Annotated in this window: 19 protein-coding genes and 1 tRNA gene; 3 read left to right on the top strand and 17 right to left on the bottom strand. The window is 66.9% G+C overall.

What is annotated here, in order from left to right:
* Nucleotides 1–96: 96 nt before the first annotated feature.
* The 6 genes from rbfA to ACT9AS_RS11210 all read right to left on the bottom strand — a co-directional run bounded on the left by rbfA (nucleotide 97) and on the right by ACT9AS_RS11210 (nucleotide 7814).
* On the bottom strand, nucleotides 97–468 hold the full coding sequence (rbfA, locus tag ACT9AS_RS11235; protein ID WP_445100212.1) for a 30S ribosome-binding factor RbfA: 372 nt from the start codon (nucleotides 466–468) through the stop codon (nucleotides 97–99).
* A gap of 6 nt (nucleotides 469–474) precedes the next feature.
* A complete protein-coding gene (gene infB / locus ACT9AS_RS11230; protein WP_445100211.1) occupies nucleotides 475–3072 on the bottom strand; it encodes a translation initiation factor IF-2 in 2598 nt (865 codons plus the stop codon).
* 117 nt (nucleotides 3073–3189) lie between these two features.
* Nucleotides 3190–4677, bottom strand: coding sequence for a transcription termination factor NusA (gene nusA, locus ACT9AS_RS11225; RefSeq protein WP_445100210.1), 1488 nt, complete (start codon nucleotides 4675–4677; stop codon nucleotides 3190–3192).
* A gap of 4 nt (nucleotides 4678–4681) precedes the next feature.
* The gene (gene rimP / locus ACT9AS_RS11220; protein WP_445100209.1) at nucleotides 4682–5293 is read right to left on the bottom strand and encodes a ribosome maturation factor RimP; all 612 of its coding nucleotides are present in this window, start codon (nucleotides 5291–5293) and stop codon (nucleotides 4682–4684) included.
* Between the two features lie 308 nt (nucleotides 5294–5601).
* Nucleotides 5602–7089 (bottom strand): ATP-binding protein, encoded by a 1488-nt coding sequence (locus tag ACT9AS_RS11215; protein WP_445100208.1) that lies wholly within the window; start codon nucleotides 7087–7089, stop codon nucleotides 5602–5604.
* Nucleotides 7086–7814 carry a winged helix-turn-helix domain-containing protein gene (locus ACT9AS_RS11210; protein WP_445100207.1) on the bottom strand — a complete coding sequence of 243 codons (729 nt, stop codon included), beginning with the start codon at nucleotides 7812–7814 and terminating at the stop codon, nucleotides 7086–7088. Before ACT9AS_RS11210 ends, ACT9AS_RS11215 begins: the two co-directional genes overlap by 4 nt.
* A gap of 150 nt (nucleotides 7815–7964) precedes the next feature.
* On the opposite strand from ACT9AS_RS11210, the gene msrB reads away from it, so the two are divergent.
* From msrB to msrA, 3 genes are read left to right on the top strand one after another with little or no spacing between them, the layout of a single operon-like run.
* Nucleotides 7965–8474, top strand: coding sequence for a peptide-methionine (R)-S-oxide reductase MsrB (msrB, locus tag ACT9AS_RS11205; RefSeq protein WP_445100206.1), 510 nt, complete (start codon nucleotides 7965–7967; stop codon nucleotides 8472–8474).
* A gap of 36 nt (nucleotides 8475–8510) precedes the next feature.
* The gene (locus ACT9AS_RS11200) at nucleotides 8511–10295 is read left to right on the top strand and encodes a redoxin domain-containing protein (RefSeq protein ID WP_445100205.1); all 1785 of its coding nucleotides are present in this window, start codon (nucleotides 8511–8513) and stop codon (nucleotides 10293–10295) included.
* 19 nt (nucleotides 10296–10314) lie between these two features.
* Nucleotides 10315–11043: a peptide-methionine (S)-S-oxide reductase MsrA gene (gene msrA / locus ACT9AS_RS11195; RefSeq protein ID WP_445100204.1), complete on the top strand. Its 729-nt coding sequence runs from the start codon at nucleotides 10315–10317 to the stop codon at nucleotides 11041–11043.
* A gap of 138 nt (nucleotides 11044–11181) precedes the next feature.
* Here msrA and ACT9AS_RS11190 read toward each other — a convergent pair.
* The 11 genes from ACT9AS_RS11190 to nuoE all read right to left on the bottom strand — a co-directional run bounded on the left by ACT9AS_RS11190 (nucleotide 11182) and on the right by nuoE (nucleotide 23080).
* Nucleotides 11182–11258: transfer RNA gene (locus ACT9AS_RS11190), tRNA-Met, on the bottom strand.
* Nucleotides 11259–11318: 60 nt separating this feature from the next.
* Nucleotides 11319–12767, bottom strand: a complete 1449-nt coding sequence (gene nuoN / locus ACT9AS_RS11185) for an NADH-quinone oxidoreductase subunit NuoN (protein ID WP_445100203.1) — start codon at nucleotides 12765–12767, stop codon at nucleotides 11319–11321.
* A gap of 36 nt (nucleotides 12768–12803) precedes the next feature.
* On the bottom strand, nucleotides 12804–14303 hold the full coding sequence (locus tag ACT9AS_RS11180; protein ID WP_445100366.1) for an NADH-quinone oxidoreductase subunit M: 1500 nt from the start codon (nucleotides 14301–14303) through the stop codon (nucleotides 12804–12806).
* 40 nt (nucleotides 14304–14343) lie between these two features.
* Nucleotides 14344–16416 carry an NADH-quinone oxidoreductase subunit L gene (nuoL, locus tag ACT9AS_RS11175; protein WP_445100202.1) on the bottom strand — a complete coding sequence of 691 codons (2073 nt, stop codon included), beginning with the start codon at nucleotides 16414–16416 and terminating at the stop codon, nucleotides 14344–14346.
* Nucleotides 16417–16435: 19 nt separating this feature from the next.
* Nucleotides 16436–16759, bottom strand: a complete 324-nt coding sequence (gene nuoK, locus ACT9AS_RS11170) for an NADH-quinone oxidoreductase subunit NuoK (protein WP_445100201.1) — start codon at nucleotides 16757–16759, stop codon at nucleotides 16436–16438.
* Entirely contained in the window at nucleotides 16756–17409 is a 654-nt protein-coding gene (locus tag ACT9AS_RS11165) for an NADH-quinone oxidoreductase subunit J (RefSeq protein WP_445100200.1), read from the bottom strand. Before ACT9AS_RS11165 ends, nuoK begins: the two co-directional genes overlap by 4 nt.
* Before the next feature lie 9 nt (nucleotides 17410–17418).
* Nucleotides 17419–17907: an NADH-quinone oxidoreductase subunit NuoI gene (nuoI, locus tag ACT9AS_RS11160; protein ID WP_445100199.1), complete on the bottom strand. Its 489-nt coding sequence runs from the start codon at nucleotides 17905–17907 to the stop codon at nucleotides 17419–17421.
* A 7-nt stretch (nucleotides 17908–17914) separates the two neighbouring features.
* Nucleotides 17915–18964 carry an NADH-quinone oxidoreductase subunit NuoH gene (nuoH, locus tag ACT9AS_RS11155; protein WP_445100198.1) on the bottom strand — a complete coding sequence of 350 codons (1050 nt, stop codon included), beginning with the start codon at nucleotides 18962–18964 and terminating at the stop codon, nucleotides 17915–17917.
* Between the two features lie 2 nt (nucleotides 18965–18966).
* Nucleotides 18967–21198, bottom strand: a complete 2232-nt coding sequence (nuoG, locus tag ACT9AS_RS11150; RefSeq protein WP_445100197.1) for an NADH-quinone oxidoreductase subunit NuoG — start codon at nucleotides 21196–21198, stop codon at nucleotides 18967–18969.
* Complete coding sequence (gene nuoF / locus ACT9AS_RS11145; protein WP_445100196.1) at nucleotides 21195–22553, bottom strand: NADH-quinone oxidoreductase subunit NuoF; 1359 nt, start codon at nucleotides 22551–22553, stop codon at nucleotides 21195–21197. The genes nuoG and nuoF overlap by 4 nt, the downstream gene beginning before the upstream one ends.
* On the bottom strand, nucleotides 22553–23080 hold the full coding sequence (gene nuoE, locus ACT9AS_RS11140) for an NADH-quinone oxidoreductase subunit NuoE (RefSeq protein WP_445100195.1): 528 nt from the start codon (nucleotides 23078–23080) through the stop codon (nucleotides 22553–22555). Before nuoE ends, nuoF begins: the two co-directional genes overlap by 1 nt.
* Nucleotides 23081–23115: the final 35 nt, after the last annotated feature.

Here is a 23115-nt window from a genome sequence, read left to right as displayed (position 1 = left end):
ATTCCTTGTAGGAGCGACGTGAGTCGCGACCCGCCGAACGTTGGAGGTGGTGTACAGGTCGCGACTTACGTCGCTCCTACATCGAGACGAGACCGGTCAGGCCGTTTCGTCGTCGTCCGACACCGGCGGCTTCTCGCGCAGCAGGTGCTCGATGCGCTCGCCGCGGTCGACCGAGTCGTCGTAGTGGAAATGCAGTTCCGGCACGTGGCGCAGCTTCATCGCCTTGCCCAACTCGTAACGCAACGGCTTGGTCAGTTCCTTGAGCCCCTTCATCGCCTCGGCCGAACGTTCCGGCTGCAATGCCGTCACGAACACCTTGGCATGCGCCAGGTCACGCGTGACCTCGACGTCGGACACGCTGACCGACGGAAGGCCATGCTCGCGCACGGCCTGGTGGACCAGCGTGCCCAGCTCCCTGCGGAGCTGGGCGGAGACGCGGTCGCTGCGATAGAACGATTTCTGCGCCATGGCCGGTTACAGCGTGCGCTGCACTTCGATGCGCTCGAAGCACTCGATCTGGTCGCCCGGCTTGACGTCGTTGTACTGCTTCACGCCGATGCCGCACTCGGTGTTGACCCGGACCTCGTCGACGTTCTCCTTGAAGCGGCGCAGCGATTCCAGCTCGCCCTCGAAGATGACGGTGTTGTCGCGCAGCACGCGGATCGGCTTGCTGCGCTTGACCACGCCTTCCACCACCATGCAGCCGGCAACCGCGCCGAACTTGGAGCTGCGGAACACGTCGCGGACCTCGGCGGTACCGATGATCTCCTCGCGGATCTCGACGCCGAGGATGCCCGAGGCCACCTGCTTCACCTGGTCGATCACGTCGTAGATGATCGAGAAGTAACGCAGGTCGACGCCGTTGGTCTCGATCAGCTTGCGCGCCGAGGCGTCGGCACGGACGTTGAAGCCGATGATCGTGGCCTTGGAGGTCGATGCCAGCTGCGCGTCGGACTCGGTGATGCCGCCGACGCCGGAGCCGATCACGTTGATCCGGATCGCGTCGGTCGACAGCGCGGTCAGCGCCTCGCGCAAGGCCTGCACCGAACCCTGCACGTCGGCCTTGATGATCAGCGGCAGGCTGAGCTGGCCTTCACCCTGGCCCAGCTGGGCCATGATGTCTTCCATCCGGTTGCCGCCGGCGGCGGCGACCAGGCGCGACTCGCGGCGCTTGGCGTCGCGCTGCTGGGCCACGTCCTTGGCCAGGCGCTCGTCCTCGACCACGACGAAGTCGTCGCCGGCATCGGGCACGCCCGACAGGCCGAGCACCTGCACCGGGATCGACGGGCCAGCCGACTCGACCTGCGAACCGGTCTCGTCGAACAGCGCACGCACGCGACCGTACTGCACGCCGCACACGAGGTAGTCGCCCTTCTTCAGCTCGCCCTGCTGGACCAGCACGGTCGCGACCGGGCCACGGCCCTTGTCGAGCGCGGATTCGATCACCACGCCGGCGGCGCGGCCTTCGGCGACCGCCTGCAGTTCGAGCACTTCGGCCTGCAGCGAGATCGCATCGAGCAGGCCGTCGACGTTCTGGCCGGTCTTCGCCGACAGCTCGACGAACTGGATGTCGCCACCGAACTCCTCGGCGACCACTTCCTGCTCCAGCAGCTCGTTCTTGACCTTCATCGGGTCGGCGCTGGCCTTGTCGATCTTGTTGACCGCGATGATCAGCGGCACGTTGGCGGCCTTGGCATGCTGGATCGCCTCGATCGTCTGCGGCTTGACGCCGTCGTCGGCCGCGACCACCAGCACCACGATGTCGGTCAGCTTGGCACCGCGGGCACGCATCGACGAGAACGCCGCGTGGCCCGGGGTGTCGAGGAAGCTGATGACGCCCTTGTCGGTCTCGACGTGGTACGCACCGATGTGCTGGGTGATGCCGCCGGCTTCACCAGTCGCCACCTTGGTGCGGCGGATGTAGTCCAGCAGCGAGGTCTTGCCGTGGTCGACGTGACCCATGATGGTCACGACCGGCGGACGCGCGACCTTGTCGCCGTCGTTGCTCTCGACATGCGCGAGCAGTTCGTTCTCGACATCGGCCGCATCGGCGCGGACCACGTTGTGGCCGAGTTCCTCGGTCACCAGCGCGGCGGTGTCGTGGTCGATGCTCTGGGTGATGGTCGCCATCACGCCCATCTTGAACAGCGCCTTGACCACCTCGCCGCCCTTGAGCGCCATCTTCTGGGCGAGGTCGGCAACGGTGATGGTTTCGCCAATCGCGACATCGCGCACGATCGGCGCGGTCGGACGGGTGAAACCGGTGCCGGAACGGGCCTGGTCGGAATGACGACGCGGCTTGGCACGGCCGCGGGCACTGGTGCTGCGACGCGCGCGGTCGGAGGCACTGAGGTGCATCTGGCCGGCGAAGCGCTTGGTGCGGTCGTCGTCCTCGACGCCAGCGGTCATCGCGTGCGAGCCGCGCGCCGGCTTGTGCTTCGAAGGCGCGCCGCGATCGTCGCTGCGTGGCGCGGCCGGCTTCGGATGGCCGTGGCCGTGCGTGGCCGCTGCCTTGGCCGGGATTTCGTCGTCGACGGCCAGCGCGCTGACGTCGGCAGCCGCGGCCTGGGCGGCTTCCTCCTCCTTGCGGCGGGCGGCCTCCTCGGCCTCCTGCTTCGCCCGCTCCGCCTCCTCGGCACGGCGCTTGTCGGCTTCGGCCAGGGCCTTCTGCTCGGCAAGGTTGCGCTGCTTGGACTCCTCGAGCTTGCGCAGGATCTCGGCGCGCTCGTCGGTCGGCTCCGGCTGGTCGGCATCGGAACGGTTCAGGGTCACCTTCTTGCGCACCACCACGTCGACCGTGGAGCGCGCGGTCTTGCCGCCGCCGACGGTCAGCTCCTGCTTGCGGCTGCGGCTCAGGGTGATCTTCTTTGGCGCGGCAACGTCCGAGGCGGCCTTGTCGGCCTTGCCATGGGTGCGGCGCAGGAAGCCGAGCAGCTTGACCTTTTCGGTACTGGTGACGGCCTGGTCGGGGCCGCTGAAGGACATGCCGGCCTCGGCCAGCTGTTCCAGCAACTTCTCGACCGGCGTGTTCACCAGTTCGGCCAGCTTGCGGATGGTGGTTTGCTGCGACATTCGGTTTCCGTGTCCTGTGGCGCGGGGCCAGCCCCGAGCGTGAGCGTTCAATTCTAGTCCTGCTACCTCATGGGCGCAGTCCCGTGTTCATGGGGAGATCGTCGACATCGTGCGTTCCTACTCGAACCAGTGCTTGCGCGCTTCCATGATGAGCGCGGCGGCACGGGATTCGTCGACGTTGTCCAGGTCGGCCAGTTCGTCGGTCGCCAGGTCGGCCAGGTCGTCCCGGGTGACCACCCCGCGTGCCGCCAGGGCGTAGGCCAGTTCGTCGTCCATGCCTTCCAGCGACAGCAGGTCTTCGGCCGGCTGGTGCTCGTCGAGCTCCTCTTCCGCGGCCAGCGCCTCGTTCAACAGCGCGTCGCGGGCGCGAGCACGGAGTTCCTCGACGATGTCCTCGTCGAAGCCCTCGACCGCCAGCAACTCGCCGACCGGCACGTAGGCGATTTCCTCGACGGTGCTGAAGCCTTCCGCCACCAGGATGGCGGCGATCTCCTCGTCGACCTCGAGCTTGGCCTGGAACAGTTCGCGCGCGGTGGCCTGTTCGGCTTCCGACTTGGCGGTGACCTGGTCCTGGGTCATGACGTTGAGTTGCCAACCCGACAGGCGGCTGGCCAGGCGCACGTTCTGGCCGCCCTTGCCGATCGCCTGCGCAAGGCGATCCTCGGCGACGGCGAGGTCCATCGAGTGCTTTTCCTCGTCGACGATGATCGACTGCACCTCGGCCGGCGCCATCGCGTTGATCACGAACTGCGCCGGGTTGTCCGACCACAGCACGATGTCGACGCGCTCGCCGTTGAGCTCGTTGGTCACCGCCTGCACGCGCGAACCGCGCATGCCGATGCAGGCGCCGATCGGATCGGTGCGGTTGTCGTGCGCGAGCACCGCGATCTTGGCGCGGTCGCCCGGGTCGCGCGCGCAGCCCATGATCGAGACCAGGCCCTGGCCGACTTCCGGCACTTCGAGCTTGAACAGTTCCATCATGAATTCCGGCGCGGCACGGCTGATGAACAGCTGCGGGCCGCGCGGCTCGGTGCGCACATCGAACAGGTAGCCACGCACGCGGTCGCCGGCGCGCAGCACATCGCGCGGGATGCCCTTGTCCTTGGGGATGATCGCCTCGGCGTTGCCGCCCAGGTCGACGTAGATGTTGCCGCGCTCGACCCGCTTGACGATGCCGGTGACCAACTCGCCGACGCGGTCCTTCCACTGGTCGACGACCTGCGCGCGCTCGGCTTCGCGCACGCGCTGCACGATCACCTGCTTGGCGGCCTGCGCGGCGATGCGGCCGAAGCCGGGGTTCTCGATCTGCTCCTCGATGTAGTCGCCGACCTCGACGCCCTCGACCTCGTCGATGGCGTCCATCAGGCGGATCTGGCGGTCGGGCGACTCCATCACCACGTCGTCGGCGACCACTTCCATCCGGCGGAAGGTCTCGTAGCTGCCGTCCTTCTGGTCGATGGTGACGCGCACCAGCACGTCCTCGTCGTGGTAGCGCTTCTTGGCGGCGGACGCCAGCGCGGCCTCGATCGCCTCGAAGATCACCGATTCCGGCACGCCCTTCTCATTGGCGACCGCGTCCACGACCAGCAACAGTTCCTTGCTCATCTCTCTACTCCGCCGGGGTCGGCTTGTCGGCCGCCGGCTTGTTGGTTGGTTTGTTGGTTTGCTTCTTGCCCTGCCCCGGCTTTTCCGGGGCCAGTCCCAGCGCGGCCCAGTCCGGGACCAGCCGCGCCTTGTCGATATTGTCGAAGGCGGCGGTGAATTCGGCACCGTCGACCAGGAACGTGATGTCGTCGCCATCGATGGTGGCAATCGTCCCGGTCAGACGACGGCGGCCTTCCTGCGGCAGCTTCAATGCCACCTTGGCGGTTTCACCGGCGAAGCGCCGGAAATGCGCCAGCGTGAACAGCGGGCGGTCGATGCCCGGCGACGACACTTCCAGGGTGTAGTTGCCGCTGATCGGGTCTTCGACGTCGAGCTGGGCCGAGACCTCGCGGCTGACCGCCTCGCAATCCTCGATGCTGACCGAGACCGGCAGGCCGTCGCCCGCGACTTCGCCGTCACCGGTGGCATCGGCCTGCTCACCCTCGGGCTTGTCGATGTAAAGCCGCACCACCGCGCCACCGGGCGCCGGCAGGTACTCGATGCCAAGCAGTTCCAGCCCGAGGGATTGAACCGTCGGCGCGAGCAACGTAGCGATTTGGGTTGCCTTGTCGGTCATCTGCTTTCGTGGATATTTCCGTGGGGGTCCTGTCTGAATGCCGTTGCGTCGCAGGGCCCAAACAAAAAGGGGCCCGCTGGGCCCCTTGTCCAATACTGCTGGATTTCGGCGCCGAGGCGTGGAACCTGCCTCGATCAAGCCCGACTCGTCGCCATCAAAAAAAGCCTCCGCGGAGGCTTTTCGTCGATTGCGAAAAGCTGTCAGCGGGGCAGGTCGGTGACTCCCTGCAGGAAAACGCTTGCCATCCCGCTCAGCCGCTGAATATTAATGGATTACGGCAGCTTATAGCAACCTCCGGCCCCTTCCATTCAGGAACCTTCGAGCGGACGCGTCGTCGTCGGCAGCTCGAACCGGAACACCGCCCCGCGGCCATCCTCCACCAGTTCGATGCCGCTGCCATGCAATTGCAGGATCTGCCGGACGATCATCAGGCCGAGGCCACCGTCGGCGCGATCGCCCGACGCCAGCACCGATGGCGTCTCGAACAGGCGCCGGCGCAGCTCCGCGGGAATCCCCGGGCCATCGTCCGCGACCGTCACCACCACGCCGCGGGCGCCGGTACGCAGCGCCAGTTCGATGCGCCCTCCCCCGGGCGTGTGCCGTATCGCGTTGTCGATCAGGTTGGTCAAAACGCGCTCGACCAGCCCGATATCCGCGACGACGGCCGGAACACCCGGGGGGATGTCCGCCACCAGCACCTGTCGCCGGGCCTCGGCCGCCAGCTCGAACTTCTGGAACACGTCCTGGACCAGGTCGGGTAGCGAGAACGCCTGCCGATCCAGTTGCACGGCGCCGTACTCCAGGCGCGCCAGTTCGAACAGCTCCTGCACCAGGCGTCCGACCTTGCGGCTTTGCCCCAGCGCGATCTCCAGGTAGCGCCGGCGCTCGGCCGGGTCCAGCGTCCCGTCCTTCAGCGCCAGCGTCTCGAGATAGCCGTGCAGCGACGAAAGCGGGGTGCGCAGGTCGTGCGAGATGTTGGCCACCAGCTCGCGGCGCTGCTGGTCCTGCCGGCTCAGCTCCTGCCACTGCTCGCCGATGCGCCGGGACATGTGGCTGAAGCTGTGCTCGAGGATGGCGATTTCGTCCTTCTCGCCCGGCGCCAGTGGAGGCTGCCGGTCGTCCGGCGCCCGTGGCGCGCGCCCTTCCACGTCGAATGCCTGCATGCGCGCAGTGAGGCGCCGCAGCGGACGGGTGACCCAGCGGAAGGCGGCGATACCCGCCAGCAGCCCCAGCACCGCGACCAGCGACACCGACCACAGCGTGGTGCGCAGCGCGGCGCTCGCGGTGACATCGGCCACCAGCGCGTCGCGCTCCTCGCCAAGCAACACGACGTAGATGTAGCCGACATCGCGCCCCTGCACCCGCAACGGGGCGGCGTTGAACACCTTGCGACCGTGTGCGCTGCGCGGGTCGTCACCGAGGATCGGTAGCCGGTCGCCGCGCAACAGCTGTTGGATCGGCGCGACATCCACCTGCTTGCGCCGCAGGTGGCCCTCGGGTGCATCGTGGCCGAGGATGCGGCCGCGATCGTCCAGCAGGTAGACCTCGACGCTGGGATTGACCGCCATCAACTTGCCGAACAGGTCGCGCACGTTCGCCGGCCGCAGGCCGTCCCGGTCCATCAACTCGCCGCTCTGGGCGATGTGCTCGGCCAGTCCGCGCGACAGGCGCTGCACCACCTCCTGCTCGTGCATCACGCTGGTGCGCATCTGCATCATCGCCAGCGCGCCGCAGCACACCAGCAACAGGCCGCAGAACACGACGGACAGGCGCTGCGACAGGCTCAACCGGATCACGCGTCGCCCTCCCCGACCATCGGTGCGGCGGCGAACCGGTAGCCCCTCCCCCATACCGTGAGGATGCGCCGGGGCTGGGCCGGATCGGGCTCGATCTTCGCGCGCAGGCGGTTGATGTGGGTGTTGACGGTGTGTTCGTAACCGTCGTGCCGGTAGCCCCAGACCCGGTTGAGCAGGTCCATCCGCGAGAACACCTTGTCGGGGTGGCGGGCGAAGAAGTGCAGCAGGTCGAACTCGCGCGGCGTCAGTTCCAGCACCCGGCCGTCGATGGCGGCCGTGCGCGCGACCGGGTCGATGTGCAGGCCGTTGCGCTCCAGCACGCCGGAGTCGATCTTCGCGTCGTTCGCCACCGCCTCCACGCGGCGCAGCAGCGCCTTCACCCGCGCCACCAGCTCGAGCATGGAAAATGGCTTGGCGAGGTAGTCGTCCGCCCCCAGTTCCAGCCCCAGGATCCGGTGCACTTCGCTGGAGCGGGCGCTGGTGATGATGATCGGCGTGTAGCGGGCCATCGTGCGGGCGCGCCTGCAGATTTCCAGCCCGTCGACGCCCGGCAGCATCAGGTCCAGCACGAGGGCATCCCAGCCACCGCCTTCGAGCAGGCGCAGGCCTTCGTTGCCATCGGTCGCGTGCACCACCTCGAAGCCTTCGTCGTGCAGGTGCAGGCGCAGCAATTCGGCGATATGCGCGTCGTCTTCGACGATCAGCACGCGTTTGGCTGTGGACATCCCGGGATCCGGCAGGCCTCGTGGCTCCAGCCCGGATTATGGTCAATCGCCGCGCTGGAGGTATCACGCAAAGTTTAAGTTTGCGTGAGGACTTGGCGATGGGACCGGGCGAATCATTCGCCTGTCCCGTCACATTGCCAGGAGAAGACCATGTCCTTTACCCGCAGGGAACTGTTGCGCGTCGGCGGCCTCGCCATGGCGGGCGGCCTGTTGGGACTCGGCGCTTGCAGCCGCGCACCCGCCGCGGCTGCGGCGGCGGCCAGGCCCCGGCGCTTCGAGGTCATGCACAGCGACGCCGAATGGCGCGCGCGCCTGACACCTTCGCAGTACCGCGTACTGCGGGGACACGCCACCGAGCATCCCTACAGCAGCCCGCTGAACGACGAGCATCGGCGCGGCACGTTCGCCTGTGCCGGTTGCGCGCTGCCGCTGTACTCCTCGGCCACCAAGTTCGAAAGCGGGACCGGCTGGCCGAGTTTCTGGGCGCCGCTGCATGACGCGATCGGAACGAGCACCGACTCCAGTTTCGGCATGGTCCGCCATGAAGTGCACTGCCGACGCTGTGGCGGGCACCTGGGCCACGTGTTCAACGACGGCCCTGCTCCCACCGGCCTGCGCTACTGCATGAACGGCGCGGCGATGACGTTCGCCGCGGGTTGAAACCCGTCCTCCTCCTTCCCTCCCTGGAAAATCCCGATGCTCCTTCTCCTCCTCGCCTACCTTGGCGGTGTCCTGACCATCCTCAGCCCGTGCATCCTGCCCGTGCTGCCCTTCGTGTTCGCCCGTTCGGACAAGCCGTTCCTGCGCGCGGGGCTGCCCATGCTCGTCGGCATGGCGGTTACCTTCGCGGCCGTCGCGACACTGGCGGCCGTTGGCAGTCAGTGGGTCGTGCAGGCCAACCAGGTGGGACGCTGGCTCGCGCTCGCACTGATGGCGGCGTTCGCAATCGCACTGCTGTGGCCGGCGCTGGCGAGCCGCGTGGGTGCACCGTTCCAGGCACTGGGCGGGCGCCTGAGCCGGTCCGCCGACAGCGCCGATGAGCGCGGCCGTGGCGGGATCGGCACTTCGCTGCTGCTGGGCGTGGCGACGGGGCTGCTGTGGGCGCCCTGCGCCGGTCCGATCCTGGGGCTGGTGCTGACCGGCGCCGCCCTGCAGGGGGCAAGCACGGGAACAACCGCGCTGCTGCTGGCCTATGCACTGGGCGCGGCCACCTCGCTGGCGATCGCGCTGCTGGTCGGCGGCCGCGTCTTCGCTGCACTGAAGGGCTCGCTCGGCATGGGCGAATGGGTGCGGCGTGGACTCGGCGTGCTGGTGCTCGCCGCGGTTGCGGCGATCGCGCTGGGGCTGGACACCGGCCTGCTGACCCGCCTGTCGACGGTCAGCACCGCACGCGTGGAGCAATCATTGCTCGATCGCATCCAGCCACCGGCGATGTCCGGGTCGAACGCGATGATGGAAGGCGCGACGGATGCGCCGGCCATGATGATGATGGGCACCGACGCGGCCGGAACACCGGTGCACACGGAAGGCAACCTGCCCTCGCTTGCAGGCGCCACCGGCTGGTTGAACAGCGAGCCGCTCGACCCCGCATCGCTCCGCGGCAAGGTCGTGCTGATCGATTTCTGGACCTACTCCTGCATCAATTGCCTGCGCGCGCTGCCGCATGTGCGCGAGTGGGCGGACAAATACCGGGACCAGGGGCTGGTGGTGATCGGCGTGCATGCACCGGAGTTCGCCTTCGAACGCGACCCCGACAACGTGCGCCGTGCGGTTTCCGACCTGCGCGTGACCTATCCGGTGGCGATCGACAACGACTACGCGATCTGGCGCGCGTTCAACAACCGGTACTGGCCGGCCCACTACTTCATCGATGCGCAGGGCCGCATCCGCGCCCACCACTTCGGTGAAGGCAATTACGCCGAATCCGAAGGGATCATCCGCGGGTTGCTGCAGGAAGCCGGACGCGCGCGACTGCCAGCCATGGCCGCCTCGGGGACGGAGGCCAGCGGCGTGGAGCAGCCGGCCGACCGGGACAACCTGCGCTCCCCGGAGACCTATGTCGGCTACGCCCGCGCCGAGAACTTCGCTTCCGCCGGCGGCCTGGTGCACGACCGCGAGCACCGCTACGCAGGTACGCCGCCGTTGACGCTCAACCAGTGGGCGCTGTCGGGCGACTGGACGGTCGGTCGCGAGGACGCGCGCTTGGAGCAGGCCGGTGGCGGCATCCGCTTCCGCTTCCATGCCCGCGACCTGCACCTCGTCCTCGCGCCGGGCGCCGAACCCGTGCGGTTCAGGGTGCGCATCGACGGCCGTGCGCCGGGCGATGCGCACGGCGTGGACACCGATGCGTCAGGCTCGGGCGTGATCGACGAACACCGCCTGTACCAGCTCGTACGCCAGCGCGGCGACGTGGCCGAGCACACCTTCGAGATCGAATTCCTCGACCCCGGCGTCCGCGCCTACGCCTTCACCTTCGGCTGACACCCACGGAGAACCCGCCATGAGACTCCCGATGGAAAACCTCCTCGCCGGTGGCGTCGCCATCGCCGTTGCCGCGCTGATGCTGGCGGTCGCCTTCAACCTGCACGGCCAGCCGGGCGTCGGCAACGCACAGGCCATGGAGTTACCGCCGCCGGCCGCCATGCAGGCACCTGCCGAGGCACCCGCGCGCAGCGAAACGGCGGTATTCGCCGCGGGCTGCTTCTGGGGCGTACAGGGCGTGTTCCAGCACGTGAAGGGCGTGCAGTCAGCCGTGTCCGGGTACATCGGCGGTAGCGCAGCGACGGCCCGCTACCCTCTCGTCGGCACCGGACGCACCGGCCACGCCGAAGCCGTGCAGGTGACTTACGACCCCGCGCAGGTCAGCTACGCACAGCTGATGCAGGTGTTCTTTTCGGTCGCCCACGATCCCACCCAGCTCAACCGGCAGGGGCCGGACCGCGGCACCCAGTACCGTTCGGCGATATTCACCACCAGCAGTGAACAGGCGCAGGCCGCCCGGGCCTACATCGCCCAACTCGACAGGGCCGGGGTATTCGATGCGCCCATCGCCACCCGGATCGAGAGCGGCAAACAGTTCCATCCCGCCGAGGCCTACCACCAGGACTACATGACACGGCACCCGCGCAATGCCTATATCCGCATCAACGACCTGCCGAAGGTCCGCGAACTGCAGCGCCTCTACCCGGCCCTCTACCGGTCCGATGCCGTGCTGGTCTCGGAGAACTGAGCGGCGTGAACTGCCCGGCGGAAACACGGCGGCGCTCGACGAGGCATGCGGGAAACGAACACGCCGACACGAAACATGCGGATACGAAAACGGCGACTCCATTTCGGGAGTCGCCGTTTCGTCTGATGCATATCAACTTGGTAGCGGGGGCAGGATTTGAACCTGCGACCTTCGGGTTATGAGCCCGACGAGCTGCCAGACTGCTCCACCCCGCATCAGGCCGATCATAATAGCGATGAACCCTGTTCCTGGCAACCCCGGACAGGGTTTTATTTTCAGATTCCGAACGCCTGCCGGCACCACGCCATGATCGGATTCCACGCCAGGCCGAGCACGAGCAGCGCGAACGCGTTGACGCCGAGCACGATGCGCATCGGCCGATGGCTTGTTGGCGCCGGCATCACGCCTTCCGGCTCGTCGAAGTACATCACCTTGACCACCCGCAGGTAGTAGAAGGCGCCGATCACCGCGAACACGATGCCGACGATCGCAAGCCACAGCATGTCGCCTTCGATCGCGGCGCGCAGCACCGACAGCTTGGCCCAGAAGCCGAGGAACGGCGGCACCCCGGCCAGCGAGAACATGACCAGCAGGATCAGCCCGGCCATCCACGGATCACGCGCATTGAGGCCCTTGTAGTCGTCGATCCGGTCGGCCTCGAAACCACGGCTGGACATCGCCACGATGGCGCCGAACGCCGCGGTCGCCATCAGCGCGTACACCAGCGCGTAGAACGTCGCAGCCGCGAAACCTTCCGCCCCGCCGCCGGCGAAGCCCATCAGCAGGAAGCCGATGTGCGACACCGTCGAATACGCCAGCATGCGCTTGAAGTTGCTCTGCATGATCGCGCTGAGGTTGCCGATCGCCAGCGACAGCACCGCCAGGACGGCGAGCATGACCTGCCAGTGGACCTCCAGCGGCCCGACCGCGACCTCGAGCAACCGGTAGGTCATGCCGACCACCGCAAGCTTCGGCGCGGAGCCGATGAACAGCGTGATCGGGGTCGGCGCGCCGTGGTAGACGTCCGGGAGCCACATGTGGAACGGCGCGGCACCGAACTTGAACGCGATGCCGGCGACCATGAACGCCACGCCGGTGACCAGCATCGTCATCGACGCCGTGGACTGCGCGGCGATCGCGATCTGCTGCAGGTCGAGCGTGCCGGTGGCGCCGTAGACCAAGGACAGGCCGTACAGCAACAGGCCGGAGGCCAGTGCGCCGAGCACGAAGTACTTGATGCCCGCCTCGGATGCGAGCGGGTTCTCGCGATCGATCGCGACCAGCGCGTACGAACACAGCGCCAGCATTTCCAGCCCGACGTAGATCATCACCAGGCTGCCGGCGGACACCAGCAGCATCATGCCGAGCACCGCGAACAGCATCAGCACCGACATCTCGCCCTTGTACAGGCCGCGATCGCGCATGTACGGCCACAGGAACACCATCGCCAGTGCCGAGATCGCCGCCAGGCTGGCGCCCAGGACATCGGAGATGCCATCGCGCACGAACATGCCGCTGAGCACCGTGCCCTGCCCGCCGACACCGAATGCGATCATCGCGGCCACCACCAGCAGCAGTGCGATCGACAGCAAGTGGGTGGCGACACGCTGGCGCTCGGACAGGAACAGGTCGAGCATGAGCAGCGCAAAGGCGCCGCCGACCAGCACCAGCTCTGGCAGCAACGGCATCAATTCGGCGGCGGAACGTAGGGGAACGGCGGTCATCTTCGGCTCTTGATCCGGTGGGTGCCCGTCAGGCGCTTAAAGCTTGGAACCTGCGATCTGCATCGCGAGGTTGGCGATCGATGGTTCCATCAGGTCGGTCAGCGGCTTCGGCCAGACACCGATCAGCAGCGTACCGGCGGCGAACACGCCCAGCACGAAGGTCTCGCGTGCGCTGATGTCCTTCATCGTGGCGACGTTTTCATTGCCGACCTCGCCCCACAGCACGCGCTTGACCAGCCACAGGGTGTACCCGGCACCGATGATCAGGGTCAGCGCCGCGGCGAAGGCGATCAATGGATGTTTCTGGAACGAGGCCATGATCACCATGAACTCGCCGACGAAGCCCGACGTGCCCGGCAGGCCCGAGTTGGCCATCGCGAACAGCACGTAGAGCACCGCGAACCACGGCATCACGTTGGCAACGCCGCCGTAATCCTTGATCCGCCGCGTGTGCAGCCGGTCGTACAGCACGCCGACGCAGGTGAACATCGCCGCCGAGATGAACCCGTGGCTGACCATCTGCACCATCGCGCCCTGCAGGCCGAGGCGCGCGGCGTCGAGGTTGCCGTAGTCACGCACCAGGCCGAAGGCGATGAAGGTGCCGAGGGTCACGAAGCCCATGTGCGAGATCGACGAATAGGCGATCAGCTTCTTCATGTCGTCCTGAGCCAGCGCGACCAGGCCGACGTAGACGATTGCGATCAGGCTCAGCGCGATCAGCAGCCACGCCCACTCCGCGCCGGCGTCCGGCACGATCGGCAGGGTGAAGCGCAGGAAGCCGTAACCGCCGATCTTCAGCATGATCGCGGCCAGGATCACCGAACCGGCGGTCGGCGCCTCGACGTGCGCGTCCGGCAGCCAGGTGTGCACCGGGAACATCGGCACCTTGACCGCGAACGCGATCAGGAAGCCGAACATGATCCACATCTGCTCGGTCGCCGACAGCTGCAACTGGTACAGGTCGGCCAGCTGCCAGCTGCCGCCCTTCAGGTACAGGTAGATCAGCCCGATCAGCATGAACAGCGAGCCGAGGAACGTGTACAGGAAGAACTTGACCGAGGCGTAGACCCGGCGCGGGCCGCCCCAGACGCCGATGATGATGAACATCGGGATCAGCATGCACTCGAAGAACACGTAGAACAGCATCGAGTCGAGCGCGGCGAACACGCCGACCATCAGGCCTTCGAGGATCAGGAACGCGGCGTAGTACTGGTTGACCCGCTTCTCGACGTTCCAGGCACCGATCAGCACCAGCACCGAGGTCAATGCGGTCAGGCCGATCAGCGGCACCGAAATGCCGTCCGCGCCCAGGTGGTAGCGGATGTCGAACGCCGGGATCCACGCGTGGTCCTCGACGAACTGCATCGCCGGGGTGGCCATGTCGAATCCGGTGAACAGCGGCACGCACACCAGCAGCGTCAGCGTGGCGACGCCGGTGGCGAACCAGCGCGCGGCGTTGGCGCGCGCGTCACCGAACGCGAGGGTCAGGAAGCCGCCGATGATCGGCAGCCACACGAGCAGGCTCAACAAGGGCAGCGCACTTTGCAAGGGCTCAGGGTTCACGTCGCAGTCCTTGTCAATTCAGGTAACGGATGAGTACGGCCAGCATCACGATCAGGCCGACGATCATCGCGAAGGCGTAATGGAACAGGTAACCGGATTGGACGCGGCGGCTGACCGAGGCGACCAGTTCGACCAGGCGGGCGCTGCCGTTGACGGCGACACCGTCGATCACATGGGTGTCGACCGCGCGCGATGCCTTGCCCAGGCCGAGGCTGCCGCCGGCGAAACCGCCGATCCACAGGGCGTCGAAGCCGTACTTGTTCTCCAGTACCCGCACCGGCCAGGCAAATGCCTTCCGGGCGCGGGTGGCCAGCTCGGGCTTCCACAGATACATGACCACGGCCAGCGCGAACCCGGCGAACGCCAGCCAGAACGCCGGCGACTGCAGGCCGTGCAGTGCGAACGCGACCGGGCCGTGCCAGACCTCGTGCTTCAGCGTGGCCATCACGTCGTGGGCGGCATCGACCTCGATCGCGCCGAGGAAGAACGGCAGCTGCTCGACGTGCCCGCTCCAGTCGGTCCCGAACAGCATCGGGCCCGCGGTGAAGAAGCCGACCAGCACCGACGGGATCGCCAGCAGGATCAGCGGCACGGTCACCACCCACGGCGACTCGTGGGGCTCGTGCACGCCGTGGTGGCCGTGGTCTTCCGCGGCATGATCGTCGTGGCCGTGCGCATGCCCGACCTCACGGAAACGCTCCTTGCCGTGGAACGTCATGAACAGCAGGCGGAAGCTGTAGAACGCGGTCACGAACGCACCCAGCAACACCGCCCAGTAGGCGTACTGCCCGATCCAGCCCGCGCGCTCGCTGGCGTGGTGGGCCGCCTCGATGATCGTGTCCTTGGAGTAGAAGCCGCTGAAGAACGGCGTGGCGACCAGCGCCAGCGTGCCCAGCAGCATCGTCCAGTAGGTGATGGGCATGTACTTCCTGAGGCCACCCATCTTGCGCATGTCCTGCTCATGGTGCATCGCAATGATGACCGAGCCGGCACCGAGGAACAGCAGCGCCTTGAAGAACGCGTGCGTCATCAGGTGGTAGACGCCGGCGCTGTAGGCCGACACGCCCAGCGCGACCGTCATGTAGCCCAGCTGCGACAGCGTCGAATACGCGACCACGCGCTTGATGTCGTTCTGCACGATGCCGATCAGGCCGGTCCAGAACGCGGTGGTGGCGCCGATGAACAGCACGAAGTTGAGCGCGGTCTGGCTCAGCTCGAACAGCGGCGACATGCGCGCGACCATGAAGATGCCGGCCGTCACCATCGTCGCCGCGTGGATCAGCGCCGAGATCGGGGTCGGGCCTTCCATCGAGTCCGGCAGCCAGACGTGCAGCGGCACCTGCGCCGACTTGCCCATCGCGCCGATGAACAGGCAGATACAGATCACCGTCGCGACCGACCATTCGTGGCCCTCGACGATCGCCATGTTCAGCCCGGCGATGCTCGGTGCGTTGGCGAACACGGTGCCGTAGTCGAGCGAACCGAACATCAGCAGCACGCCGGCGATGCCGAGCAGGAAGCCGAAATCGCCCACGCGGTTGACCAGGAACGCCTTGAGGTTGGCGAACACCGCGGTCGGCTTCTTGAACCAGAAGCCGATCAGCAGATACGACACCAGGCCCACCGCTTCCCAGCCGAAGAACAGCTGCAGGAAGTTGTTGCTCATCACCAGCATGAGCATCGAGAAGGTGAACAGCGAGATGTAGCTGAAGAACCGCTGGTAGCCCGGATCCTCGTGCATGTAGCCGATGGTGTAGAGGTGCACCAGCAGCGACACGAAGGTGACCACCACCATCATCATCGCGGTCAGGTTGTCGACCATGAAGCCGACATGGGCCTCGATGCCGCCGACCTGGAACCAGGTGTAGATGTTCTCGTTGAACGGTGCCGCGCCCTGCCCGACCAGTTGCCACAGCACCCAGGCGGACATCACGAAGCTCGCGGCGACGCCCAGGATGGTGACGACGTGCGCACCGGCACGACCGATCCTGCGGCCGAACAGGCCCGCGATGATGGCACCCAGCAGCGGCGCCAGCACGACGGCCAGCAGCAGGGACTTTGAAATAACGACGCTGCTATCAAGCATGTCCACACCCTGCATCGGATCAGCCCTTCATCGAATCGATTTCGGCGACGTTGATCGTGCGCCGGTTGCGGAACAGCGTGACGAGGATCGCCAGGCCGATGGCGGCCTCGGCCGCGGCCACGGTCAGGATGAAGAACACGAACACCTGGCCGGCCGGGTCGCCGAACTGGCGCGAGAACGTCACGAAGTTGATGTTGACCGCAAGCAGCATCAACTCCAGGCACATCAGCAGCACGATCACGTTCTTGCGGTTGATGAAGATGCCGGCGACGCTGATGCAGAACAGCGCGGCGCCGAGCGCGAGGAAGTGGCCGGGGGTCAGGCCGGATGCGAACAGGTTCATGGCTTCACCTCGTCGGCGGCACCGGAGGCATCCGACGGCTGCGCGGGCGCGGGTCTCACCGCGTCCATCTTGACCAGGCGCACACGGTCGCCGGCACGGGCGCGGGCCTGCTCGCCCGGGTTCTGGTGCTTGGCACCCTCGCGGCGACGCAGGGTCAGGGTCACCGCCGCGATCACCGCGACGGTCAGGATCACCGCGGCGGTCTCGAACGGCAGCAGGAACCGGGTGAACAGCGCATGCGCCAGCCACTCGGTATTGGGGATATCGGCCGCCTCGGCCGCATTGGGCGCCAGCGGCACCGCCAGCTGCGTCTTGACGCCGATCAGCACCAGCATCTCGGCCAGCATCACCGCGGCGACCACCAGCCCGACCGGCAGGTAACGCACGAAGCCCTCGCGCAGTGGCGCGACGTCGATATCAAGCATCATCACCACGAACAGGAACAGCACCATCACCGCACCGACGTAGACCAGGATCAGGGTCACGCCGAGGAACTCGGCCCCGATGATGATCCACAGGCAGGCGACCGAGAAGAACGTCAGCACCAGCGACAGCACCGCGTGGACGGGGTTCTTGACGGTGATCACGGCCAGCGCGGATGCGATTGCCGTGAGGGCGAAGACGATGAAGGCGATGAAAGCGAGGTCCATGGCGGGCACTCAGCGGAAAGGTGCGTCGGCGGCGCGGCGTTCCGCGATCTCGGCCTCGAGCCGGTCGCCGATCGCCAGCAGTTGCGGCTTGGTGACGATGTTCTGTCCGCGCTGGTCGAAGTGGTATTCGTGGATGTGGGTCTCGACGATCGAGTCCACCGGGCACGACTCCTCGCAGAAGCCGCAATAGATGCACTTGAACAGGTCGATGTCGTAGCGCGTGGTGCGGCGGCTGCCATCCTCGCGCTTCTCCGAGTCGATGGTGATCGCCAGCGCCGGGCACACCGCCTCGCACAGCTTGCAGGCGATGCAGCGCTCCTCGCCGTTGGGATAGCGGCGCAGCGCATGGATGCCGCGGAAACGCGGCGACTGCGGGGTCTTCTCCATCGGGTACATCAGCGTGTACTTGGGCCGGAACAGGTACTTGAGCGTGAGCCACATGCCCTGCCCGAGCTCGACCAGCAGAAGACTTCTGAAATAGGAAACGATGCGGTTCATGTCAGTCTCATTGCCCCGGCAGGAACACGTCGTAATAGGCCATCAGCGCGACCACGACGATCCACGCGATCGTGATCGGGATGAACACCTTCCAGCCCAGCCGCATGATCTGGTCGTAGCGGTAGCGCGGGAACGTGGCGCGGAACCAGATGTAGCAACTGGCGAAGAAGGCGACCTTGGCCAGCAGCCACCACCAGCCGTCGACCGACAGCAGCGGGATGCCAAGGCCCTGCAGCGGGCTCAGCCAGCCGCCGAGGAAGAAGATCGAGACCAGGAAGCTGACCAGGATCATGTTGGCGTATTCGGCCAGGAAGAACAGCGCGAACAGCGCGCCCGAGTACTCCACCATGTGGCCGGCGACGATCTCCGACTCGCCCTCGACCACGTCGAACGGCGCGCGGTTGGTCTCGGCCACGCCGGACACGAAATAGATCACGAACAGCGGCAGCAACGGCAGCCAGAACCACTCCAGCAGGCCGGCGTTGCCCGACTGCGCCATCACGATTTCCGACAGGTTGAGGCTGCCGGCGGCGACCATCACGCCGACCAGCGCGAAGCCCATCGCGATCTCGTACGACACCATCTGCGCCGCGGCACGCATCGCACCGAGGAAGGCGTACTTCGAGTTGGACGCCCAGCCGGCGAGGATGATGCCGTACACACCCAGCGAGGTCATCGCCAGCAGGTACAGCAGGCCGGCATTGGCGTTCGACAGCACGACCTGCGCATCGAACGGGATCACCGCCCAGGCCGCGAACGACGGCACCAGCACCAGCAATGGCGCCAGCTTGTACAGGAACGGCGATGCACTCGTCGGCTGCAGCACTTCCTTGAACAGCAGCTTGAACACGTCGGCGAACGTTTGCAGGATGCCCATGCCGACGTACATCGGCCCGTGGCGCGCGTGCATCCAGCCGATCAGCTTGCGCTCCCACAACACGTAGAACGCCACCGCGAGGATCACCGGCACGGCGATCAGCAGGATCTTCAGCACGATCCAGGCGCCTTCGCCGAGCATGCCGAAGGACGTGAAGAACTGGTGGATCATGTCGACCATGCTCAAGCCCTCCCCGCCTGCACCCGACCGGCACCAAGCGGCGCGGTCGCCCCGTGCCCACCCTCGATCCAGACGGTGCCGGGCGCGACCTTGTCGCTGACGGAGACCGGCAGGGTCGCGGTGCCCGCGTCGGTGCCGAACTTGCCGGTGCCCCCGTCGACCAGGCCGAGCGTGTCGGCATCGGCGCGGTTGAGTACCGCGCGCGGCGCGACGTTCAACGGATGCGACTGCAGTGCGGCAGCGCGGCGCACGACCGCATCGCCCCGGTAGATCGCGGTGCTGACGGCGACCTCCAGCCCTTCGGTGCTGATTGCCGGCGGCCGTCCGACCATCGGCGCCACCTCGCGCTTGGCCACTCCGGCACGCAGGCCGGCGAGGTCGGTGAACTCGAATCCGGTCGCTTCCAGCGCACCACCCAGTGCCCGCAGCACGCGCCAGCCGGGACGTGCCTGGCCCGGCAACTTGCCGCCGGCAGTAGCGGACTGCTCGCGGCCATCGAGGTTGGTCAGGGTCGCGTCGATCTCGGGCAGCAAGCCGATCGGCAGGATCACGTCGGCGACCGCGCGGGTCGACTGGCAGGCGAAATGGCTGAACGCCACGACCTGCGCACTGCCCAGCGCCTTCATCGCGGTTGCGGTGTCGGCGAAATCCAGGCCCGGCTCGATGCCGTAAAGCACGTAGGCGGTGCGCGGCTCGGCCAGCATCGAACCTGCGTCGCGACCGCTCGGCAGCACGCCATGGTCGGCCAGGCCAACCGCGTTGGCGCCCTGCGGAATGCGGCACAGCGCGGCACCGGTGGCCGCCGCGAAATCCGACGCGGCGGCACGGATCGCCGAGGCATGCACGCTGTTCTCGGCGAGCCCGCCGACGATGACGACCGCGTGCGAACCGGCCTTCGCGGCCTCGCGCAAATCGGCATTGCCGAGCGCGGCGGCCAGCTGCGACGGCGCGACGATCTGCTTGCCGGCCAGGTCGAAGGTCTGGTCGAAGTCGACCGGATTGACCACGTGCACCTTCGCGCCGTTCTGCCAGGCCTTGCGCACGCGCGCATTGACCAGCGGCAGCTCGTGGCGCAGGTTGGCGCCGACGATCACCACCATGTCGGCCTTGTCGATGTCGGCCACGCGCATCGCGAAGGTTTCGGCGACGGCGGCGTCCGACAGGTCGCGCTGGGAGATACGGTGGTCGAGGTTGCCGGTACCGAGCGCATCGGCAAGGCGGGCGAGCAAGGCGCCCTCCTCGTTCGAGGTCGCGGGGTGCACCAGCATGCCGAGCTGGTCGGCGCCGTTGTCGCGCAGGATCTGCGCGGCCTTCGCCAGCGCCTCGTCCCACGACGCCTCGCGCCAGTCATCGCCATCGCGCAGCATCGGGACCGTCGCGCGGTCATCGGCGTACAGGCCCTGGTGCGAATAGCGGTCGCGATCCGACAGCCAGCATTCGTTGACCGCATCGTTGTCGCGCGGGACGCTGCGCAGCACTTCGCCGCGACGCACGTGGTGGAACAGGTTGCTGCCGAGCGCGTCGTGATAGCCCAGCGACTCGCGCGCGACCAGCTCCCAGGCACGCGCCTTGAACTGGAACGGCTTGTTGGTCAGCGCGCCGACCGGGCAGACATCGATGACGTTGCCCGACAGCTCGGTGGTCAGCGGCTTGCCGTCATAGGTGCCGATCTGCAGGTTCTCGCCGCGGTACATGCCGCCCAGCTCGTAGGTGCCGGCGACCTCCGCGGTGAAGCGGATGCAGCGGGTGCACTGGATGCAGCGGGTCATCTCGGTGGCGACCAGCGGACCGATGTCCTCGTCGGGCACCACGCGCTTGCGCTCGGCGAAGCGGCTGACCGAACGGCCGTAGCCCATCGACAGGTCCTGCAACTCGCACTCGCCGCCCTGGTCGCAGATCGGGCAGTCGAGCGGATGGTTGATCAGCAGGAACTCCATCACGTTGCGCTGCGACTTCAACGCCTTGTCGCTGCGGGTGGTGACCTTCATGCCGTCCATCACCGGCGTGGCGCAGGCCGGGGCCGGCTTGCCCATCTTCTCGACCTCGACCAGGCACATGCGGCAGTTGGCCGCGATGGACAGCTTGTCGTGGTAGCAGAAACGCGGGATCGGGATGCCGGCCTTGTCGGCGGCGTGGATGATCATCGAGCCCTTGGGCGCGGTCATCGGCACGCCATCGATCTCGATCGAGACGTGGTCCGGCGGCACGTTCGGGTTGGCGGGTTGCGCACTCATGCGGCCACCTTCTCTACGACAGTGCCCGCGGCCTGGTCATCGACCAGGAACCGCCTGTTGACGATCGCGTACTCGAACTCGTCCCAGAAGTGGCGCAGGAAGCCCTGCACCGGCCATGCCGCGGCCTCGCCGAACGCACAGATGGTGTGGCCTTCGATCTGGCCGGCGGCGGCCTTGAGCATGTGCAGGTCCTCGACCGTCGCCTGCTTCTCGACGATGCGGGTCAGCATGCGGTACATCCAGCCGGTGCCCTCGCGGCACGGCGTGCACTGACCGCAGCTTTCCTTGAAGTAGAAGCGCGCGATGCGCTGGCAGGCGCGGACCATGCAGGTGGTCTCGTCCATCACGATTACCGCGCCGGAGCCGAGGCCGGAACCGGCCTTCTGGATCGCGTCGTAGTCCATGGTCAGGCCCATCATGGTGTCGCCCGGCAGTACCGGCATCGACGAGCCACCGGGGATCACGCCCTTGATCCTGTTCCCGTTACGCACGCCACCGGCCAGCTCCAGCAGGTCGGCGAACGAGGTGCCGAGACGGATCTCGTAGTTGCCGGGCCTGGCGACGTGGCCCGACACCGAAAACACCTTGGCGCCGCCGTTGTTGGGCTTGCCGAGGTTGAGGAACCACTCGGCGCCGTTGCGGATGATCGCCGGCACCGAGGCGTAGGTTTCGGTGTTGTTGATCGTGGTCGGCTTGCCGAACAGGCCGAAGTTGGCCGGGAACGGCGGCTTGAACCGCGGCTGGCCCTTCTTGCCTTCCAGCGACTCCATCAACGCGGTTTCCTCGCCGCAGATGTAGGCGCCGGCGCCGAGCGCGTTGTGGATGTCGATGTCGATGCCCGAACCGAGCACGTCCTTGCCGAGCCAGCCGTGCTTGTAGGCCTCGGCGGTGGCTTCCTCGAGGTGCTCGAACGGCTCGTGGTGGAACTCGCCGCGCAGGTAGTTGTAGGCAACGGTCGAACCGGTCGCGTAGCAGGCGATCGCCATGCCCTCGATCACCGCGTGCGGGTTGTAGCGCAGGATGTCGCGGTCCTTGGCCGTACCCGGCTCGGACTCGTCCGAGTTGCACAGGATGTACTTGGTGCCCTCGCCCTTCGGCATGAAGCTCCACTTCAGGCCGGTCGGGAAGCCCGCGCCGCCACGCCCGCGCAAGCCCGACTGCTTGACCATCTCGATCACGTCGGCCGGCGCGATCTTCTCCTCGAGGATCCTGCGCAGCGCGCTGTAGCCACCGGTCTTGAGGTAGTTGTCGTACGACCACGGCTTGTCGAAATGCAGGGTCGTGTAGACGACGCTGTGCTCCTGCGGTGCCGGGCCGACCGGGCCATAGCCCTGCGAGTAGTCGTGGTGCGCCATTACTTGAGCCCCTCGAGCAGTTCGTCGACCTTCGCGGTGTCGAGCTTCTCGTGGTAATGACCATTGATGACCACCACCGGCGCGCCACAGCACGCTGCCAGGCACTCTTCCTCGCGCTTGAGGAACACCCGGCCATCGGCGGTGGACTCGCCCAGCTTGCAGCCGAGCTTCTTCTCGGCGTGGGCCACCAGCGCTTCGCCACCGTTGAGCCAGCAACTGATGTTGGTGCAGAAGGCGACGTTGTTGCGGCCGACCTGCTCGGTCTCGAACATCGAGTAGAAGCTGGCGACCTCGTAGGCCCAGACCGGCGGGATCGACAGGTACTTGGCGACGGCGGCGATCAACTCGTCGCTCAGCCAGCCCTCGTTCTGTTCCTGCGCCGCATGCAGGCCCTGCAGCACCGCCGAGCGCTTGCGGTCGGGCGGGAACTTGGCCAGCCAGTGGTCGATGTGGGCACGGGTCTTGTCCGACAACGCCACCATCGGGTCGACGTGCTGGCAGGCCTCGAAATTTCCGGTCGCTTTCATTGCTCAGTAGATCCTCAGTCGATCGCCGCCGTTCA

It is taken from the genome of Lysobacter sp. F60174L2, from assembly GCF_052547135.1.
The sequence above is the reverse complement of the archived record's forward strand: the minus strand, read 5'-3'. Positions and strand labels throughout refer to the sequence as shown.

Bases quoted from the DNA above. Each gene is read 5' to 3' on its own strand.
- rbfA (WP_445100212.1), bottom strand. From the start codon at position 468: ATGGCGCAGAAATCGTTCTATCGCAGCGACCGCGTCTCCGCCCAGCTC.
- infB (WP_445100211.1), bottom strand. From the start codon at position 3,072: ATGTCGCAGCAAACCACCATCCGCAAGCTGGCCGAACTGGTGAACACG.
- nusA (WP_445100210.1), bottom strand. From the start codon at position 4,677: ATGAGCAAGGAACTGTTGCTGGTCGTGGACGCGGTCGCCAATGAGAAG.
- rimP (WP_445100209.1), bottom strand. From the start codon at position 5,293: ATGACCGACAAGGCAACCCAAATCGCTACGTTGCTCGCGCCGACGGTT.
- ACT9AS_RS11210 (WP_445100207.1), bottom strand. From the start codon at position 7,814: ATGTCCACAGCCAAACGCGTGCTGATCGTCGAAGACGACGCGCATATC.
- msrB (WP_445100206.1), top strand. From the start codon at position 7,965: ATGTCCTTTACCCGCAGGGAACTGTTGCGCGTCGGCGGCCTCGCCATG.
- ACT9AS_RS11200 (WP_445100205.1), top strand. From the start codon at position 8,511: ATGCTCCTTCTCCTCCTCGCCTACCTTGGCGGTGTCCTGACCATCCTC.
- msrA (WP_445100204.1), top strand. From the start codon at position 10,315: ATGAGACTCCCGATGGAAAACCTCCTCGCCGGTGGCGTCGCCATCGCC.
- nuoN (WP_445100203.1), bottom strand. From the start codon at position 12,767: ATGACCGCCGTTCCCCTACGTTCCGCCGCCGAATTGATGCCGTTGCTG.
- nuoL (WP_445100202.1), bottom strand. From the start codon at position 16,416: ATGCTTGATAGCAGCGTCGTTATTTCAAAGTCCCTGCTGCTGGCCGTC.
- nuoK (WP_445100201.1), bottom strand. From the start codon at position 16,759: ATGAACCTGTTCGCATCCGGCCTGACCCCCGGCCACTTCCTCGCGCTC.
- ACT9AS_RS11165 (WP_445100200.1), bottom strand. From the start codon at position 17,409: ATGGACCTCGCTTTCATCGCCTTCATCGTCTTCGCCCTCACGGCAATC.
- nuoI (WP_445100199.1), bottom strand. From the start codon at position 17,907: ATGAACCGCATCGTTTCCTATTTCAGAAGTCTTCTGCTGGTCGAGCTC.
- nuoH (WP_445100198.1), bottom strand. From the start codon at position 18,964: ATGGTCGACATGATCCACCAGTTCTTCACGTCCTTCGGCATGCTCGGC.
- nuoG (WP_445100197.1), bottom strand. From the start codon at position 21,198: ATGAGTGCGCAACCCGCCAACCCGAACGTGCCGCCGGACCACGTCTCG.
- nuoF (WP_445100196.1), bottom strand. From the start codon at position 22,553: ATGGCGCACCACGACTACTCGCAGGGCTATGGCCCGGTCGGCCCGGCA.
- nuoE (WP_445100195.1), bottom strand. From the start codon at position 23,080: ATGAAAGCGACCGGAAATTTCGAGGCCTGCCAGCACGTCGACCCGATG.